The organism is Sphingomonas sp. DC4900 (assembly GCF_049896485.1).
Taxonomy (GTDB): Bacteria; Pseudomonadota; Alphaproteobacteria; order Sphingomonadales; family Sphingomonadaceae; genus Sphingomonas; species Sphingomonas aquatilis.
This window is the reverse complement of sequence record NZ_JAFCUK010000003.1, coordinates 293,369-312,680: the sequence shown is the minus strand read 5'-3', so window position 1 is coordinate 312,680 and position 19,312 is coordinate 293,369. Positions and strand designations below refer to the sequence as shown.

At 66.6% G+C, this 19,312-nt stretch carries 12 protein-coding genes, 1 tRNA gene and 1 pseudogene; 11 read left to right on the top strand and 3 right to left on the bottom strand.

Annotated elements, in window-relative coordinates; all coding sequences use genetic code 11:
- Positions 1–121 precede the first annotated feature (121 nt).
- The 6 genes from ACP690_RS06045 to ACP690_RS06020 all read left to right on the top strand — a co-directional run bounded on the left by ACP690_RS06045 (position 122) and on the right by ACP690_RS06020 (position 12,690).
- The gene (locus ACP690_RS06045) at positions 122–2,305 is read left to right on the top strand and encodes a BamA/TamA family outer membrane protein (RefSeq protein ID WP_426260521.1); all 2,184 of its coding nucleotides are present in this window, start codon (positions 122–124) and stop codon (positions 2,303–2,305) included.
- Positions 2,305–6,561: a translocation/assembly module TamB domain-containing protein gene (locus tag ACP690_RS06040; RefSeq protein WP_426260356.1), complete on the top strand. Its 4,257-nt coding sequence runs from the start codon at positions 2,305–2,307 to the stop codon at positions 6,559–6,561. The genes ACP690_RS06045 and ACP690_RS06040 overlap by 1 nt, the downstream gene beginning before the upstream one ends.
- Before the next feature lie 55 nt (positions 6,562–6,616).
- A complete protein-coding gene (locus ACP690_RS06035; protein ID WP_426256357.1) occupies positions 6,617–8,101 on the top strand; it encodes a flavin-containing monooxygenase in 1,485 nt (494 codons plus the stop codon).
- A gap of 414 nt (positions 8,102–8,515) precedes the next feature.
- A complete protein-coding gene (locus ACP690_RS06030; protein ID WP_426256358.1) occupies positions 8,516–9,808 on the top strand; it encodes an EAL domain-containing protein in 1,293 nt (430 codons plus the stop codon).
- Positions 9,809–9,845: 37 nt separating this feature from the next.
- Positions 9,846–12,242 (top strand): ATP-binding protein, encoded by a 2,397-nt coding sequence (locus ACP690_RS06025; RefSeq protein WP_426260357.1) that lies wholly within the window; start codon positions 9,846–9,848, stop codon positions 12,240–12,242.
- Between the two features lie 58 nt (positions 12,243–12,300).
- Positions 12,301–12,690, top strand: a complete 390-nt coding sequence (locus ACP690_RS06020; protein WP_043059996.1) for a response regulator — start codon at positions 12,301–12,303, stop codon at positions 12,688–12,690.
- On the opposite strand, the gene ACP690_RS06015 is transcribed toward ACP690_RS06020, so the two are convergent.
- On the bottom strand, positions 12,687–12,899 hold the full coding sequence (locus ACP690_RS06015) for a hypothetical protein (protein WP_294212131.1): 213 nt from the start codon (positions 12,897–12,899) through the stop codon (positions 12,687–12,689). The genes ACP690_RS06020 and ACP690_RS06015 overlap by 4 nt on opposite strands.
- A 184-nt stretch (positions 12,900–13,083) precedes the next feature.
- Between ACP690_RS06015 and ACP690_RS06010 the strand changes: the two genes are divergently transcribed.
- Complete coding sequence (locus ACP690_RS06010) at positions 13,084–14,472, top strand: carboxylesterase/lipase family protein (protein ID WP_426260358.1); 1,389 nt, start codon at positions 13,084–13,086, stop codon at positions 14,470–14,472.
- Positions 14,473–14,614: 142 nt separating this feature from the next.
- Here the strand turns inward: ACP690_RS06010 and ACP690_RS06005 are convergent, their stop codons facing one another.
- Entirely contained in the window at positions 14,615–14,833 is a 219-nt protein-coding gene (locus ACP690_RS06005; RefSeq protein WP_017978172.1) for a DUF3072 domain-containing protein, read from the bottom strand.
- 38 nt (positions 14,834–14,871) lie between these two features.
- Positions 14,872–15,978: an alanine dehydrogenase gene (gene ald / locus ACP690_RS06000; protein ID WP_294315525.1), complete on the bottom strand. Its 1,107-nt coding sequence runs from the start codon at positions 15,976–15,978 to the stop codon at positions 14,872–14,874.
- Positions 15,979–16,101: 123 nt separating this feature from the next.
- Between ald and ACP690_RS05995 the strand changes: the two genes are divergently transcribed.
- The 4 genes and pseudogenes from ACP690_RS05995 to ACP690_RS05980 all read left to right on the top strand — a co-directional run bounded on the left by ACP690_RS05995 (position 16,102) and on the right by ACP690_RS05980 (position 19,294).
- Positions 16,102–16,545: an Lrp/AsnC family transcriptional regulator gene (locus ACP690_RS05995; protein WP_017978174.1), complete on the top strand. Its 444-nt coding sequence runs from the start codon at positions 16,102–16,104 to the stop codon at positions 16,543–16,545.
- Between the two features lie 199 nt (positions 16,546–16,744).
- Positions 16,745–18,667: a potassium transporter Kup gene (locus tag ACP690_RS05990; protein WP_426260359.1), complete on the top strand. Its 1,923-nt coding sequence runs from the start codon at positions 16,745–16,747 to the stop codon at positions 18,665–18,667.
- Positions 18,664–19,173, top strand: a pseudogene (locus ACP690_RS05985) (2'-5' RNA ligase family protein). Before ACP690_RS05990 ends, ACP690_RS05985 begins: the two are co-directional and overlap by 4 nt.
- Positions 19,174–19,217: 44 nt before the next feature.
- Positions 19,218–19,294 (top strand) — tRNA-Met (locus ACP690_RS05980).
- Positions 19,295–19,312: the final 18 nt, after the last annotated feature.

Here is a 19,312-nt window from a genome sequence, read left to right as displayed (position 1 = left end):
TCGCTGACAGAAAGAGCCTCAGGCCGGGCAACCAAAACCGGGCTTCGGCGTTGTCCGAGGGCTTGGGGGTGTATTCGAACGCGAACGCTCTCGAAAAGGGGAACGTTACCGCGTGCGAGTATTGACCGGACGACATTATTGGCTTGCCGTCGCGCTGCTCGCCGCGACGCCGGCATCGGCTCAGTTCAATCAGCAGCAGGGCACGGCGCCCGCGCAAGGGCCCGATGCGCCGAAGGTCAAGGATCAGGCGATCCCGACGACCGCGAACGATCCCGCGGTCGACACCGGGCCGATCATCCCCGATTCCGCATTCGATGCCGCATTGCCGACGCTGAGCGGCGACATCAACGCGCCGCTTGAGCCCATGCCGAAGGATGCCGCGAAGGCGGCTGTGCCTCAGGTTCAGGCCGCCGGACAGGCGGGCGCCGTTCAAGGCGATGCGACGCTGCCCCCCGCCGCGGCGGAAAATCCCGAACTGGCGCAGCCGCTGATCCCGCTGACGCAATTCGATACGACGCCGCTGCAAACCGCCGCCGACGTCAAGAGCGCCAACGCGCCCGAAATCCGGTACGACACGGTGCTGACCGGCTTGCAGAAACTGGGGCTGGAGGACGAGTTCAAGTCGTTGTCCGCCTTGCAGGAGGGCAAGGGCAAGGCGGCGAATGCGACACAGGTCGCAGCCCGGGCGCGCGAGGACGAGGGGCTGGCGGTGCGGCTGATGAAGTCGCTCGGTTATTATGACGGCACCGCGATTTCGCTGATCGAGGCGGAGCCCGGCACGGACGGCAAGCCTTCGGGCCGGCTGCGCGCCACCGTCACGGCGACCCCGGGGCGGCTGTATCGCCTGTCGTCGATCAAGGTCGAAGCCCAGCCGGTCATCCCGGCCGACCTCATCACGAGCAACTTGCCGCTGAAGGTGGGTGATCCGATCGAGGCCGCGCGCATCCAGGCGGCGGAGGCGAACGTCAGCTTGGTCCTGCCGCAACAGGGCTATCCCTTCGTCAAGGTCGGCGACCGCGACATCCTGCTCGACGACCAGTCGGACAAGGCGACCGGCGCCTATACGCTGCCGGTCGATACCGGTCCGCGCGCGCGCTTCGGGCAGTTGGTGACCACCGGGGATCCGGTGTTCGGTCTCGACCACCTCAACGTCTTCCCGCGCTTCAAGAGCGGCGACCTGTACGACAGCCGCAAGACCGACGATCTGCGCGACGCGTTGGTCGCGACGGGGCTGTTCTCCAGCCTGTCCGTGCAGCCGGAGAAGACCGGGCGGGTCAACGCCGACGGCACCGAGGCGGTCGACCTGATGGTTCGGCAGACCGAAGGGCCGGCCCGCAGCCTTGCGGGCAGCGCGGGCTATTCGACCGGGCAGGGCTTCAAGGCCGAGGGCAGCTGGACCCACCGCAACCTGTTCCCGCCCGAGGGCGCGGTGATCGGGACGATCGTCGCCGGTACGCAGGAACAGGGTCTGTCGGCGACTTTCCGCCGCTCGAACGCGGGCAAGCGCGACAAGACCTTCCTCGCCTTCGCCAGCGCCAACCACAACAATTACGACGCGTTCGAAGCCTATACCGCGACGATTTCCGGTCGCTGGAGCTATGTGTCGACGCCGATCTGGCAGAAGCGCTTCACCTATTATTACGGTGGCGAGCTGGTCGCGACGAACGAAAGCGTCTTCGACTTCACGCGGGGTGACCGGGTGCGGCGCAACTATGGCATCGTCGCGCTGCCGGCGCAGGTTGAATGGGACACGTCGAACAGCCTGCTCAACCCGACGCGCGGCTATCGCCTGCGCCTGAACCTCAGCCCCGAAGGCGCGGTGAGCGACGGCGTGCGCCCGTACGTGCGCACGATGATCGAGGGGACCTTCTATTATCCCGTGTCGAACAGCCTGGTGATCGCCGGCCGCGCCAAGGCGGGATCGATCCAGGGCATCGATCGCGATGCGCTGGCGCCGTCGCGCCGCTATTATGGCGGCGGCGGCGGGTCGGTGCGCGGCTATGGATACCAACGGCTCGGGCCGCTCGATCCGCAGGGCAATCCGGTCGGCGGACGTTCGCTCAACGAATTCTCGATCGAGGCGCGCTATCGCTTCGGCAATTTCGGGATCGTGCCGTTCCTCGACGCCGGCAACAGCTATGAATCGAGCCTGCCCAAGGGCACCGACCTGAAATTCGGTGCGGGCATCGGCGGCCGTTTCTACACCAATTTCGGGCCGATGCGCATCGACGTCGCAACGCCGCTCAACCGGCGGCCGGGCGATGGCCGCGTCGCGCTCTACATTTCGATCGGGCAGGCATACTGATGAGCGACGACACGCCCGTGCCTGCCACCGAACCCGCCGTTGCCGATTCCGCCGTGATCGTGGCTGCGAAGCGCCCGCTGGGGCAGCGAATCCTGAAGTGGTTGCTGGTCGCGATCCTCGCGCTCGTCGTGCTGGTCGGTGTCGTCGTGCTGGGGATCAACACCGATCCCGGCCGCCGCTTCGTCGCCAACCGTATCGGCGGTTATACGACGGCGTCGGGCCTCAATATCAAGGTCGGGCGGATCGACGGGTCGCTCTACGGCAAGATGGTGCTGAGCGACGTGCGCGTCGGCGATCCCAAGGGTGTATTCCTCACCAGTCCGCGGCTCGACGTCGACTGGCGGCCGTTCGCCTTCGCCAGCAACCATGTCGATGTGCGGGGGCTGTCGACCGATCTCGTCACGCTGGCGCGCCGGCCGGAGCTGAAGGCGACGCCGAGCGACCCCAACGCGCCGCTGCTGCCCGATCTGGATATCGACGTGAATCGGCTGCACATCGGCCGACTGGTGCTGGCGAAGCCGGTGACGGGCGAGACGCATGTGCTGCGTATCGATGGCGCGGTGCATATCGCCGATCGCCGCGCGCAGCTGGTGGCGGACGCCGCGGCGTTGCGCGGGCCGGGCATCGCGGGTGGCGACCGACTGCGGCTGACGCTGAATGCGGTCCCCGATCGCAACATGCTCGACGTGAATGCCAAGCTGTCGGCACCCGTCGGCGGCGTGGTGGCCACGATGGCTTCGCTGAAGGCGCCGCTGACCGCGAGCGTCGACGGGCGCGGGAGCTGGCAGGCGTGGCAAGGTCGCGCGCTGGCGACGCTGGGGCAGGGGCAGCTCGCCGACATCGGCATCACCGCCAGGAACGGCCATATCGAGTTGCGTGGTTTTGCCACCCCGGGCTTGTACCTGACCGGTCCGGTCGAGCGGCTGACCGCGCCGCGGCTGAACCTTGCGATCGATACGACGCTGAACGATCGCAAGGCGGATACGCGGATGACGCTGAAGTCCGACGCGCTGGCGGTGGATGCGGGCGGTCTGCTCGATCTGGGCAACAGCCGCTTCGGCAATTTCGCGGTCAACGCACGGCTGCTGACGCCGGGCGCGATCGCACCCAACCTGCGCGGTCGTGACGTGATGGCGCGGCTGGTGCTGGATGGCGCCTTTGCGACGCCGACGGTGGATTATAAGGTCAGCGCGGCGGCATTGGGCTTCGGCACGACGACGGTCGAGACCGTCTATGCCGAGGGGCTGGCGCGGGTGAATGCCGATCGCATCCTGGTGCCCGTCAATGCGCGCGCGCGCCGCGTGACCGGTCTGAATGCGGCCGTCGGTGGGCTGACGAACAATGTGCGGATCAATGGCGATTTTGCCATTTCGATGCCCAATATCCTGTCGGATAATCTGCGCATCCGGTCCGATAACATCGATGCGACCGCGGTGGTCGTCGCGAACGTGCAGACGGGCCGCTACACCGGCGCGCTGAAGGGGCGGGTCAACAATTACCGCGTCGAGAGCATCGGCATCATCGACCTGACCACCGACGCCAAGCTGGTGCCCGGTGCGCGCGGCGGGTTCGGCATCACTGGCCGCGTCGTCGCGCAGACCAAGCAGCTGTTCAACAGCGGCGTGCGCGATTTCCTGGGCGGCAATGCGATCGTCCGCAGCGACATCGGCTATAGCCCCGAAGGCATCGTCACCTTCCGCAACCTTCGGATGAACGCGCCACAGTTCCGCATCACCCGCGGCGAAGGACGGTTCGACCCGGGCACCGGGGCCGTCGCGGTCAATGCCGATGCCTATTCGGCGCAATATGGCCCCGTCACGGCACGTATCACCGGCACCGCCGATGCACCTGTCGTCGTGCTGCACGCGGCACGGCCGGGGCTCGGCGTTGGCTTGATCGATGTCGATGCGCGGATCGTCGGGCGCGGCGGCGCCTATGCCGTGACCGCGAAGGGCGGCACCGATTATGGGCCCTTCACCGCCGATGTGCTCGTGCGGCCCAGCCCGCGGCTGACGGTGGACGTCAACCGCCTCGTCTTTGCCGGGATCGTCGGACAGGGGCGGATCGCCGCCACACCGGCGGGGCCGTTCGCGGGCGCGCTGCAGTTCGCCGGCCGTGGCATCACCGGCAATGTGCGTCTGGCGGATCAGGGCGGCTATCAGCGCGCTGACGTCGCCGCACGCGCATTCAACGCCACCATTCCCGGCCAGTCGGACTTCACCATCGGTCGCGCCATCGTCAACGCCAGCGTCGTGATGGTCCCCAAGGCACCGCAGGTGGTTGCCGACGTGCAGGTGGGCGATACGCGCTACAATGCCTTCGTCATCCAGGCGATGCGCGCCAAGGTGAACTATGCCGGCGGTCGCGGCACCGCGCAGGCGGTGCTCAACGGATCGAGCGGCGTGCCGCTGCGTCTGGCGATCAACGCACGGCTGTCGCCCGATGCCTATCTGGTCGCGGCGCAGGGGCAGGCGAACGGCATCCCGTTCCGCACCGGAACGCCGGCGCGGATCACGGCGGCTCGCGGTGTCTATACGCTCGCGCCGACGCGGATCGATTTCGGCCAGGGCACCAACGCCGGTTCGGCACGCCTTGCGGGATCGTTCGGCGGCGGCGTCACCGCGGCGCAGGCACGACTCGACTCGCTCAACCTGTCGATCCTGTCGGCGTTCGTGCCGAATCTGGGCGTATCGGGCGCCGTGACTGGCAGCCTCGACTATCGTCAGCAGGGGCAGGCGATCCCGGCGGCCGATGCGCGGCTGACGATCGCCAATTTCCAGCGCACCAGCCTGTCGGCCGTGTCCGAGCCGGTCGACGTGCAGGTGATCGGCAAGCTGCTGCCCGATGGTGGCGAGATGCGGGCGCTCGTAAAGCGTGGGCCGATGGCGATCGGGCGCCTGCTCGCGACGCTGCGGCCGCTGCCGCCGGGCGCGGGGTCGTGGACGACGCGGCTGATGCAGGCGCCGCTTGGTGGCGGCATCCGCTATAACGGCCCGTCGGCGGTGCTGTTCAGCCTAGCCGCGCTGCCCAACCAACAGCTGTCCGGACCGATCGCAGTCGCCGCGGACTTCTCCGGTCGCGTCTCGGCACCGCAGCTCAACGGCCTGATCCGTGCCGACAATCTGACCTACGATAATGAAACCTTCGGCACGCGCCTGTCGCAGATGAAGGTCGCGGCGCGGTTCAACAACGACCGGCTCGAACTCACCGGCCTCACCGCGCGGGCGGGCAGCGGCACGGTGCAGGCGCAGGGTACGATCGGCCTGGCAGCGGATGCCGGCTTCCCGGTCGACGTGCGCGCGCGGCTGGACAATGCGCAGCTCGCGAAAAGCGATGCGGTCGCGGCGACCTCGTCGGGCACGATCCGCTTCACGCACGGCCGTGATGGCGGGCTGTTGCAGGGGAATCTTACCATTCCCGAGGCACGCTATCAGATCATCCGTCAGGGCGCGGCCGAGGTGCCCGAACTGACGGGCGTGCGGCGCAAGAGCCAGATCGTCACCCCGCGGCCCACTGACCGCCCGACGCCGGCACCGGTCAGCACGATCCGCCTCGACCTCAACGTCAGTGCGCCCAACCAGCTGTTCGTGTCGGGCATGGGCCTCGAATCCGAATGGCAGATGAAGCTGCATGTCGGCGGCACATCGGCGGCGCCGGTGGTGACCGGTGGGCTCGATCTCGTCCGCGGCACCTATTCGTTCGCGGGCAAGCGGTTCGAGGTCAATCGCGGCACGATCCGCTTCAACGGCGGCGCGCTGAGCGATCCCGACATCAACATCCAGGCTACCACGACAGTCAATGGCATCACCGCGGTGATCCAGATCACGGGCACCGGCCAGCGCCCGCAGATCACCTTCACCTCGACGCCCGCCTTGCCGCAGGACGAGGTGCTGAGCCGCCTGCTGTTCGGCACTAACCCCGAAAACTTGTCGGCGACGGAGGCGATCCAGCTGGCGAGCGCGCTCAATTCGCTGCGTGGCTCGGGCGGTGGACTCAACCCGCTCGGCAAGCTGCGCTCGGCGACGGGCTTCGACCGGCTGCGCGTGCTCGGCGCCGATCAGGCGACCGGACGCGGCACCAGCCTCGCCGCGGGCAAATACATCACCGACAACATCTATGTGGAGATCGTCACCGACGCGCGTGGCTATACCGCGACGCAGCTGGAGATCGCATTGACCCGCACGCTCAGCCTGCTGACCGCGACGGGCTCGCAGGGCGGATCGGACGTCCGCCTGAAATATTCGCGAGACTATTGACGCGACCTACGGTAGCTTCTCCGCAAATCCGAATAACGGGTATGCGGAGAGAGCGGTGGCCGAGCATTTTGACGTCGTCGTCGTGGGCGCGGGAATTTCCGGGGTAGGGCAGGCGTATCACCTGCAAAAACGCTGCCCTGACCGCAGCTATGTGATCCTGGAGGGGCGGGCTGCGCTGGGGGGTACGTGGGACCTGTTTCGGTATCCCGGTATCCGATCCGACAGCGACATGCACACCTTGGGCTTCGCCTTCCACCCGTGGCGCGCGGCCAAGTCGATTGCCGACGGCCCCTCGATCCGGGCCTATGTCGAGGAAACGGCGCAGACCTATGGCATCGATCGCCATATCCGCTTCCGGCACCATGTCACCGCGGCGTCCTGGTCGACCGCTGATGCACGCTGGACGGTGGAGGCGACCGGACCGGACGGCGAGCCGCTGACCTTCACCTGCAATTTCCTGTGCATGTGTTCGGGCTATTACAAATATGCCAACGGCTACACGCCGCATTTCGAAGGCGTGGACAGCTTCGGCGGGCGGATCGTCCACCCACAGCTCTGGCCCGAAGACCTGCAGTATGACGGCAAGCGCGTCGTCGTGATCGGCAGTGGCGCGACGGCGGTGACGCTGGTGCCCGAAATGGCGAAGCGCGCCGGCCACGTCACGATGCTGCAGCGCTCGCCCACCTATGTCGTGTCGCGTCCGGCGGAGGATCGCTTCGCCAACTGGCTGCGCGACCGGCTACCGGCAAAGCTCGCCTACGGCACCACGCGCTGGAAGAACGTGCTGACCGGCATGATCTTCTACCGCATCGCCAAGAAGCGGCCGCAAAAGTTCAAGGAGCGGTTGATCGGCATGGTGCGCGAGCATCTGGGGCCGGACTATGACGTCGATACCCATTTCACCCCGCGCTACAATCCGTGGGACCAACGGCTGTGCCTGGTGCCCGATGCCGATCTGTTCGATGCGATCAAGCGCGGCGATGCGTCGGTCGAGACGGGGACGATCGATCGTTTCACGCCGACGGGTATCCGGCTGTCATCGGGCAAGGAATTGCCCGCCGACATCATCGTCACCGCGACGGGGCTGGAACTGCAATTGCTCAGCGGGGTGCGCTTCAGCCAGGACGGCATGCCGATCGATCTCAGCAAGGCGCTGCAATATAAGGGGATGATGTTCTCGGACGTGCCGAACCTGGCCTATACGTTCGGCTATACCAATGCCTCATGGACGCTGAAGGCGGATCTGGTCGCGACCTATGTCTGCCGCCTGCTCAACACGATGACAAAGCGCGGGGTGCGCCAGGCGACGCCGCATACCGACGATACGACGATGACGACCGAACCGTTCGTCGATTTCACCTCGGGCTATATCCAGCGCGCCGAACGCGATCTGCCCAAGCAGGGCTCACGCAAGCCGTGGAAGCTCAACCAGAATTACGCGCTGGACGTGCTGGCGTTGCGCTTCGGGTCGGTGGACGACGATATGGTGTTCAGCAATCCGGCGCGTGAGCGCAGGGGGACGGACAGCATCGCGGCTTGAGCGCGGTGCGCTGGCCTGTGTCGGGCCGTGCCGATGCGATGAAGGAGGGCGGCTGTTGGCGGACGATGCGCCGGCGCCGTGATGTCACCCAACAGGGGCGAGGTTCGGTACAATCGATAGAGAAATGCCGGCGCGATGGGGCGCCGCAACGGATCCGGTTCGGGATGGCTGGAGGCGTAGCCCGCCGCCATCCCGAACCGGTCGTGATTACCAGGGCTTGATGTCGACGGTGATGGCAGCGGCGACGATCGCGAAGAACAGTTCCAACATGCTTATCTCCCTTATGGTCGCACCGCGAGGATGCCCGTTAACCTTAACAGTACATTAAGGATTACTCAATCTGGCATTCAGGCGCTTAGGGGCATCGCGAGGATTAACGCTATCTTCAGCGATCTGGCGTAGCCCGGACCCGTCATGACGCGCGCGCCCCGCACGAAAAACGAGCAAATTCCGAAGGATAGGGCGGTCAGCGCGCCCACGCCAGCGGCTGTTTCGCAGCGCTTTCACCTGTTGGTCGCCATCGCCAACTTCGCCGATTTGCGCCGCCGGGTCGGCTGCGCGCGCGCGGAGGGGATCGCGTCGATCGCTGCGGCCCGAATCAGTCGGTTACTGCCCGATGCCTCGGTGGCGATCATCGGCCGCGATCAACTGGCCTGTACGTTCCTCGACGACGATCCTGCGGCGATCGATATGCGGACCGCCGCCATCGCCGCGGGGTTTCGCGAACCGTTCCTGATCGGCGATGCCAGTGTCTTGTTCTCGCTCGATTTCGGTGCCGCCTCCGCGCCCGCATCGACCGTCGACGAGGTGGCGCTGGTCGAAGCGGCCGAGGCGGCGCTCGCCCGCACCCGCCTGTCGCGCGATCTCGCCCCATCCGCGCTGCCCGCGGAGCTGATCGCGCTGGGTGACGAATTCGAGCGGGCGATCGCCTGCGACGAACTGATCCTCCACTATCAGCCCAAGGTCCACGTCCGGCGGCAGGAGATCACCAGTGCCGAGGCCCTGGTGCGCTGGCGCCATCCGACGCGCGGGCTGGTGATGCCCAATGATTTCATTGCGGCGGCGGAGCAGTGCAATCTGATCGGCGCGATGACGCTGTGGACGATCCGTCGTGCCATCGCCGATCAGCGTGACCTCGTATCGCGCGGCCACGATCTGCGGTTGTTCATCAACATCTCGGGTCAATTGCTGGCCGACGACGCCTTCGTGCGCGAAGCCTGCGTGCTGGTGGGCGACAGCGATGCCCGGCTGGGGTTCGAGATCACCGAAACGTCGGTGATCCGCGATCCTGCCAGCGCAATCGCCAACCTTCAGATCTTCGCGGATTTCGGCATCGTCATTTCGATCGACGATTATGGTGCCGGCCTGTCGTCGCTGGCCTATTTGAAGCAATTGCCCGCGCGCGAACTGAAGATCGACAAATTGTTCGTGACGCAGCTCACCAGCTCCAATCGCGATCCGCTGATCGTGCGATCCACCATCGACCTCGCCCATGCGCTGGAGATGGAGGTGGTGGCGGAGGGCGTCGAAACGCATGCCGCGCTTGCGCTGCTGACGGTGATGGGCTGCGATATGGTGCAGGGATTCCTGCTCAGCCGGCCGGTGCCGCTCGACGCACTGGTCCAATATATGGACGACGGACTTCATCGCCTCGTCAGACCGCAGCCGCTTGCCGCCTTCGGTGGCTTGCAGGTGCAGCGGCGCTGACATGGCCACGTACCGGCCTGCATCGCGGTCGGGCCGCATGATGCTCGCTGCCCTTGCCTTGATATTGGCGACGCCCGCGGCGGCGGTCCAGGCCGGCGACCGGTTCGATGCGTTGATCGCAGACGCTCGTGCGGCGATGCTCACCGATCCGCATCAGACCGTGACCCGTGCGCGCGAAGCCGAACGGATGGCCGCCGGTGCCGCGACCGCGTCGCAACGCGCGATGATGCAGGCGACGGCGCAGTGGTTGCGGGGTGAGGCGCTGCTGCGATTGAACGACGTCGATGGCGCCCGTCCGCTGATCGAACATGCGGTGCGCGTGTCGGCGCGGCTGGCGCCGAACGCGATGCTGCATGGCGACGCCTTGTTGGCGCGGGGCTGGATCAACACCGCGCAGGTGGACGTCGCGGATGCGCTGAGCGACTATCAGAAGGCCTATGCGATCTTCCGCCGGCAGGGCGAGGTGCGCAGCCAGTCCAAGGCGTTGCAGTCGATCGGCGCGCTGTACAGCGGCGCCAACGACCATGTGAATGCGCTACGCTATTTCGACCAGGCGCTTGCGACCTACCGCGGCGATCCGATGCTGGCGCTGTCGCTGTACAACAACCGCGGCGGCGCGCTGAAGTCGCTCAAAAGGCTGCGCGAGGCGGAGGCGCAGTTCGACAAGGCACTGGCGCTGACCGCGCAGATGCGCAGCCCGCTGCTGCGGTCGCTGGTTCTCGGCAATATCGCGGAGACGCGGCTGGCGATGGGCAATGTCGCGGGCGCGCAGCGCGCGATCGACGAAGGCTTGCGTCTGTCGAGGCAGGACGGCGCCGGTCAGCCCTATCGCACGGTCCTGATCGGGCTGGCGGCGCAGGCGGCGTATCAGCGCCACGATCTGGCAACGGCGGCGCGGCTGATCGGCGAGCGGTTCGCGGGCCAGGATTTTGCCAAATCGACGCTGATCGACCGTGAGGCGCACCGGACTGCATATACGATCTACCGTGCGAGCGGCGCGCCCGACCTTGCGCTACAGCATCTGATGGCGCTGAAGCGGCTGGACGACGAGGCGACCACGCTTGCCCGGTCAACCAATGCCGCGCTGATGGCGGCGCGCTTCGATTTTGCGAACCAGGAACTGCGGATCGCCAACCTGCAACGCGACGAAGCCCGGCGGAGCGTCGCGTTCGAAAAGGCGCGTGTCCGCACGCAGCAGACCGTGTTCGTCGGCTTCGCCGTCGGCGTGCTGGCGGTGCTGCTGATGCTCGGCATCGGCGTCATCACGCTGCGGCGGAGTCGCGATCGTGTGCGTGCCGTCAACGCGGACCTGAAAAAGGCGCTGGCCGCCAAGTCCGAATTCCTTGCGACGACCAGCCACGAAATTCGCACGCCGCTGAACGGCATTTTGGGTATGACGCAGGTGATGCTGGCGGATGGCAGCGTCGCGGGCGATCTGCGCGATCGACTGACCGTCGTCCACGGGGCCGGCGTGACCATGCGCGCACTGGTCGACGACATCCTCGATGCCGCCAAGATCGAAAGCGGTCGCCTGACGATCGAAGACGCGCCGTTCGATCTCGCTGCGATGCTGCGGGACTGCCTGCGCCTGTGGCAGGATCAGGCGGCGGCGAAGGGCCTCGTCTTCCACGCCGATCTGTCGCGCTGCCCCGATTGGATCGTCGGCGATGCGTTGCGCGTGCGGCAGATCGTGTTCAACCTGATGTCCAACGCCTTGAAGTTCACTGCGAGCGGCAGCGTGACGCTGACCGTCGAAGCGATCGCGGCGGGCGAAAGCGAGCGCATCCGAATCGTGGTGACGGATACGGGCACCGGCATTGCGGTCGAACAGCAGCAGGCGATCTTCGAATCGTTCACTCAAGCGGATACCAGCACCACGCGCCGCTTCGGCGGCACGGGGCTTGGCCTGTCGATCTGCCGCAACCTTGCACGGGCGATGGGCGGCGAGGTGACGCTGGCGAGCGTGCCGGGGCAGGGCGCCTGCTTCACGGTCGACCTGCCGCTACGTCATGCCGACCGGCCGGAGCAGCCGAAGAATCAGGCGCAGGCAGGCGTCCTGATCGTCGACCCACATCCGATCACGCGCGCAATGCTGAAGACGGTGATCGCGACGCGGGCGGCGGACGTCGTACCGCTCGCGACGCTGGACGAGGCATTCGACCGGCTGGCCGCCGACCCCGTCGACCGGATCGTCGTCGACGTTGCGGCGCTGCGCGCGTGCGACGACCCCCATGCCGAGGTGCGGCGTCTGGTCGCAGCGGCGGGCCGCGAAGCGACAGTGCTGCTGTTGTGGCCGGCGGATGCCGCCGTGGCGCATGCGGCCTTCGATCCCGAAATCGAAGTCCTGCACCTTCTCAAACCGATAGCGGCGAGCGATCTGCTCGCCGTCCTGTTCGCCAGCCGCGACGCAACGCTTGTGTCGCAGGCGGCATGAGGCGTAGACGCGCAGCCATGTTGACCCATTGCCCTCGCGGATGCCGGACCATGGTGCGATGAACGTCTTGTTCATCGAGGACGACCGGATGAATCGCCGCGTCGTCCGCGACATGTTGGACGTTGCCGGCGTCGGCATGGTCGAGGCGGAGAACGCCGAGGCGGGGCTGGCGGCGATCGAAGCCGAAACCTTCGACATGCTGCTCATCGATCTGCGCATGCCAGGGATGGATGGCATCACTGCGATCGGGCACATTCGCGCGCGCCCCGATGACAAGGCCAATGTGCCGATCATCGTCATCACTGCGGACACGGCGCTGGACCTGCGCGAACGCTGCCTGGCCGCGGGCGCGAACGAGGTCCTGTTCAAGCCGGTGGCGATGGATGCGCTGTTCGAGGCCATGGGGCGGATCCTGGCGCAGGACCCCGGTGGCGCGACGATCGGCTAAGCCGCACCGCTGTCGTCGGCGGTCGACGGCCGCGTAGGCAGGATCGGGCTGTCTTCGGCCACAGTCGGGTCGGGTGTTCCGACGAGGGCGATCGTGTCGTTCTGCTCCTTCACCGCGAAGCCCACGTCTTCGAGACCGAGCTTCAGGTGGATGCGGGTCAGATGATCCGCTTCGACAAGGGCGAACAACGTTTCGGGTGTCTCGCTCATCCGCGTCTAACTGGTCAGGAATGGAGCCGTTCCGACATTAACCACCAATGTGGATGATTTGCGACGGACCGTTGGCTGTGGCCCGCTGCCGCGAACGCCCGCTGCGGCGATCTGCACCCGCTCTGTTGCCCGCCCGGTCATGCCGTGCGAGGCTCGCCCGCCGCGATGTGACCCGGAGCGCCCTATGAACTTGAATCCCCTTCATTTTGTCTTGGCCCTGGCGATCGCCGGCACGAGCGGCACCGCGCTGGCGCAAGCCGTGCCGCAGGCGCGCACCGTCAGTGGGCCGGTACGCGGCGCGACGGAGGCGGGCGTGGACGCGTTCAAGGGCATTCCGTTCGCGGCCCCGCCGGTGGGCGCGTTGCGCTGGCAGCCACCGCAGCCGGTGCAGGCCTGGACGGCGCCGCGCGACGCCACGCATTATGCGGCGGATTGCATGCAGCTGCCGTTCCCCAGCGATGCAGCGCCGCTCGGCACGGATCCGGCCGAAGACTGCCTCTACGCAAACGTATGGCGGCCTGAGGGCGTCAAGGCGGGGGCCAAGCTGCCCGTTCTGGTGTGGATCTACGGCGGCGGCTTCGTCAACGGCGGGTCCTCGCCGCCGACCTACAGTGGCGCGGCGTTGGCGCGGCAGGGCATCGTAATGGTGAGCTTCAACTATCGCCTGGGGCGCTTCGGCACCTTCGCGCATCCCGCACTCGCCACCACACCGCGCGAGGTGGACTTCGGCCTGCTCGACCAGCTCGCCGCGCTGCGCTGGGTGAAGCGGAACGTCGCGGCTTTCGGTGGCGATCCCGATGCCGTGACGATCATCGGCGAAAGCGCGGGTGGCATGTCCGTCCACGCCATGTTGACTTCGCCCGCGGCGCGGGGCCTGTTCCGCGCCGCGGTCATCCAGTCGGGCGGGGACGGATCGTATAAGGGCGCAAGCGTAGCGACCGCAGAGACGGCGGCGACCGCCTTTGCGCGCGCCAAGGGCATCGACGGTACAGGCCCCGCGGCCTCGGCGGCACTGCATGCTTTGTCCGGTGAGCAGGTGGTCGACGGCCTCAACCTCGCCACCCTGGGGCAGCAGCAGGGCGAGGGGCGCACGTACAGCGGTCCGGTGCCCGATGGCCGTACCTTCGTCGACGGCCGCGACGCCTATCGCGCCGGTCGCTTCGCGCACGTACCGGTGATGGTGGGGGCGACCAGCAACGATATCGGCGGACCGGATGGCGTCATGATCGGGGGCGCACGCGAGGTCGCGGGGCTGCTCGCGAAGCAGGGCGTGCCGGTCTATTATTATCGCTTCGATTATGTCGCGACGTCGGCGGCGACGCCGGACGGTGCAGGGGCGGGGCATGCGACCGACATCCCGTTCTTCTTCGACACGGCCGACGTCAAATATGGCGCGGCGACCACATCGACCGATCGCGGCGCGGCGACCGTGGCGAGCCGCTATCTTGTCAATTTCGTCAAGACGAGTGACCCCAACGGCAAGGGCGCCGTGCCATGGCGGCGCTATAATGCGGCGGACCCGGCGATGCTGACGATGACGCGGGGCGGCGGGGCAACGCTGGCCCGCGATTAATAAGAAGCGCTCGCCTCCGTTATGTGAGAGGCGAGCGCGAATTTCGCCGTGTCTGGTCGCTACGGTCGCGATGACGGGCGACGAGCAAATATCAGGTGTCTCGCGGTAGCCGACTGCCGCGCTAACCGAGGCAAGCGGCGCGTTACTTCCCGCGACCGGTCGCTTCCTGCAGCGCATCGATCCGCTTCGACGCTTCCGCCTTGGTCAGCGTGTCGTCGAACGTTTCGCCGGCTTCCTCGCTCAGCGTCTTGAGGTAGCTCGCCTGCGCGCCGGTCATCGCCTCGTCGCCGGTCGTCCAGTCGTCGGGGTTCTTTTCGGCGTTGCCGGTCGGGTGGTCCTTGGGATTCTCGGTCGTGGACATGGGGTCTTCCTTTCAGAAGACCCCAACATTCCTGTTCCTTATCCGTTCCAGCCGGTGAACGGCATGTTCAGCGCCTCGGCCACCGCATGATGCGTGATCTTGCCGTGATAGACGTTGAGACCGTTGGCGAGGTGCGCGTCCGCCTTCATCGCCGCTTCGGCGCCCATGTTGGCGAGCTTGATCGCGAACGGCAGCGTGGCGTTGTTGAGCGCGAAGGTGCTGGTGCGTGCGACCGCGCCGGGCATGTTGGCAACGCAATAATGGATCACGCCGTCGACCTCGAACACCGGGTCTTCGTGCGTCGTCGCATGGCTGGTTTCGAAGCAGCCGCCCTGGTCGATGGCGATATCGACCATCACCGCGCCGCGCTTCATCGTCTTGATCATCTCACGCGTCACCAGCTTCGGCGCCGCGGCGCCCGGCACCAGCACCGCGCCGATGACGAGGTGCGCGTTCTTCACCGCCGATGCGATCGCCGCCTTCGACGCATAGGCCGTCTTGATCTGGCTGGAGAAGAACATGTCGAGTTCGGCGAGGCGATCGTTCGAAATGTCGTAGATCGTCACATCGGCGCGCATGCCGACCGCCATCTGCGCGGCGTTGACGCCCGACACGCCGCCGCCCAGAATCGCGACCTTCGCCGGCGCCACGCCGGGGACGCCGCCTAGCAAGACGCCGCGACCGCCCTGTTCCTTTTCGAGGTAATGCGCGCCGACCTGCACAGACATGCGGCCCGCGACCTCGCTCATCGGCTTCAAGAGCGGCAGGCCGCCGCGTGCTGCCGTGACCGTTTCATAGGCGATGCAGGTCGCGCCCGACTTCACCAGCCCCTCGGCCTGCGCCTTGTCGGCGGCGAGGTGGAGGTAGGTGAACAGCAGGTGGCGCGGTTCGAGCAGCGCGATCTCGCTCGCCTGCGGTTCCTTGACCTTCACGATCATGTCGGCGGCAGCGAAGACCGCGGCGGGATCGGCCAGGATCGTCGCGCCCGCGTCGATATAGTCCTGGTCCTCGAAATCGATGCCGGAGCCGGCCTTCGTCTCAACGACCACCTCATGACCGGCGGCGACCAGTTCGGCGACCGACGGCGGGGTCAGGCCGACGCGATATTCGTGGTTTTTGATTTCCTTGGGAACACCGATGCGCATGGGAATCTCCTCTTCCGACGGCGCTCTTACTACGCGCAGGGCGGGAGAGGCTTGCAATGTCATTGCCTGTCAGCGGCCACTGCGGGATTTCCTTGCGTGAATGGGAGTTGTAGAGCGAGGATCATGCTCGACGCCCTCGACCAGAAGATCCTCGGACAATTGCTCGTCAGTTCGGACCTCACCAGCGCCGAACTGGGAGAGAAGGTGGGTCTGTCGCCCAGCGCCGCGCATCGGCGCGTCGGATCGCTCAAGGATCGCGGGCTGATCGCCGGCTTCCGCGCCGTTCTCAGCAAGGCGGCGCGCGGCAATCCCAGCGTCGTGATGGTGAACGTGACGCTGCGCGACCAGCGCGAGGAGACGATGGCCGCGTTCGAGCGCCAGATCGTCGACGTCCCCGAAATCCGCGACTGTTTTCTGATGAGCGGCGAGGCGGACTATATGCTCCACGTCGAGGTGCGGCGCGACGATACGTTCGAACGCATCCACCGCGAAACGCTGTCGCGGCTGCCCGGCGTCACCCGGCTGGCGTCGCATTTCGTGATTCGTGAGGTCTTTCGCAGGCCCTAACTCGCGTTTGCTTCCAATGCGGTACGCGCTCGCGCGGCCGGGCAACGCGCGATGTAGGGTGACGCTTCATGGCCTGCGCGAGGCCTCTGGTCGCCTTCCGCCGCCGTTGCTCCCGCCGTTCAGGCCATGCTAAGGCAGCGCCGATGCAACAGCTTGCGAACAACGCCGGTCGCGTACCGACGGACCGATCGAGCCGCTCGTGAGCAGCCCCGTACCGGCAGCCCCTCCCGACGCCCGCGCGGAGGATGAAACCCCCGTTCACCACAGCGATGGCCTGCTGAAGCTGGCGGTCGGTGCGATCGGCATCGTCTTCGGCGATATCGGCACCAGTCCGCTCTATGCCTTCCGCGAAACCTTCGCAGGGCATCACAAGCTCGCGCTCGATCCGCTGCACATCATGGGCGTGCTGAGCCTGATGTTCTGGTCGATGATGATCGTGGTGACGATCAAGTACGTCGCCATCATCATGCGCGCCGACAACAATGGGGAAGGGGGCAGCCTGGCGCTGCTCGCGCTCGTGTCGGGGCGGACGAAGAGCAAGCGCTGGTCGACCGGCATCGTGTTGCTCGGCGTCTTCGCCACCTCGCTGTTCTACGGCGATTCGATGATCACACCCGCGGTGACCGTACTCGGCGCGGTCGAGGGGTTGGCGATCGCGGCGCCGGCCTTCTCTGGGCTGGTGCTGCCGATCGTGCTCGCGATCCTAATCGCGCTGTTCTGGGTCCAGCGCAGCGGCACCGCGCGAATCGGCCTGATCTTCGGGCCGATCATGCTCGTCTATTTCGGGGTGATCGCGGTGCTGGGGCTGCTCAGCGTCGTCCAGACGCCGCACGTCCTGTGGGCGTTTTCGCCGCACCACGCGATCCACTTCTTCCTCGCCGACCCGGTCCGCGCGTTCCTGGCGCTCGGCTCCGTCGTGCTTGCGGTGACGGGGGCGGAGGCGCTGTACGCGGACATGGGGCATTTCGGGCGCAAGCCGATCGGCCTGTCGTGGCTGGGGTTCGTGCTGCCCGCGCTGATGTGCAACTATCTGGGGCAGGGCGCGCTGCTGTTCCGCGAAGGCGAGGCGGCGCTGCGCAGCCCGTTCTACATGCTCGCACCCGACAGCCTGCAGCTGCCGCTGGTGCTGCTGGCGACCATGGCGGCGATCATCGCCAGCCAGGCGGTGATCTCCGGCGCCTTCTCCGTCACGCAACAGGCGATCCAGTTGGGCTTCATGCCGCGGCTGCGCATCGAACATACCAGCGCGGCGACGGTGGGGCAGATCTATATCCCGCTCATCAACTGGCTGTTGATGACGATGGTAATCCTGCTGGTGCTGTTCTTCCGCACCTCGTCGAACCTCACCTCGGCCTATGGCATCGCGGTGACGGGGGCGATGTTCATCGATACGTGCCTGCTCGGCGTCGCATTAACCCGGCTGTGGAATTGGCCGCTCTATGCCGCGGCGCCGCTGCTCGGCCTGTTCTTCCTGGTCGACGGCGCCTATTTCGCCGCGAACCTGACCAAGGTGCCCGATGGCGGCTGGTTCCCGCTGATGATCGGCCTGATCGTCTTCACCTTCCTGACGACCTGGTCGAAGGGGCGGACGCTGATGATGGAGCGGCTGCGCGAGGCGGCGATGCCGACCAAGGTGTTCATCACCTCCGCGATCAATTCGGCGAGCCGCGTGTCGGGCACGGCGGTGTTCATGACCTCCAGCGCCGATGGCGTGCCGCATGCGCTGCTTCACAATCTGAAGCACAACAAGGTGCTGCACGAGCGAATCATCCTGCTGACCGTGAAGATCGTCCAGCAACCCTATTGGCCGGAAACCGACCGCGCCACGCGCGAGGAAATGGGCGAGGGCTTCTACCGCCTCGTCCTGCGCTACGGCTTCATGGAGGAGGTGGACGTGCCGGCGGCGCTCAAGCGCGTCCATGGCTGCGGCACCGATTTCAAGATGATGGACACCAGCTTCTTCCTGTCGCGCCAGACTTTGCTCGCCTCCGAACGACCGGGCATGATGCTGTGGCGCGAAAAGCTGTTCGCCTGGATGCTGCGCAACGCCGAAAGCGCGATGGAGTTCTTCCGCCTGCCGACGAACCGCGTGGTCGAGCTGGGCAGCCAGGTGGAGATTTGACCGAGCCGGCGCCCATCATCGTGACGGCCCTGTTCGGGCGGCGCGACCAAGGCTGGTTCGACGCGCAGCGGGCGGCGCACTTTCCGCCCGAACGCAACGTGCTGGCCGCGCATCTGACGCTCTTCCATCACCTGCCGCCCTCGGCAGAGGGGGAGATCAAGCATCGCCTGACCGGCCTGACCCGCGGCGTGCGGGCGCCGCAGGCGCGCGTCGGCGGGCTGATGTCGCTGGGGCGCGGCGTCGCCTATCGGATCGAATCGCCCGATCTGGTCGCGATCCGGCGCGATCTGGCCGACGCCTTTACGGGCCTGCTGACGCCGCAGGACGCCGGGGGCTGGCGCCCGCACGTCACCGTCTAGAACAAGGTCCAGCCCAATATCGCGAAGCTGCTGCTGACCGCTTTGTCGCGCGATTTCGCCCCCCGCGACGTCGAAATCGCGGGGCTGGCGGCATGGTGGTATCGTGGCGGTCCATGGGAAGCACTTTCCCGTCACATGTTCGCTTGACGGGGGCCGCATCCCGCTCCTATAGGCGCCCCTCCACACGGCGGGGCGGAGTAGCTCAGCTGGTTAGAGCACGGGAATCATAATCCTGGGGTCGGGGGTTCAAGTCCCTCCTCCGCTACCACATCGGTAGCGCCGCGCG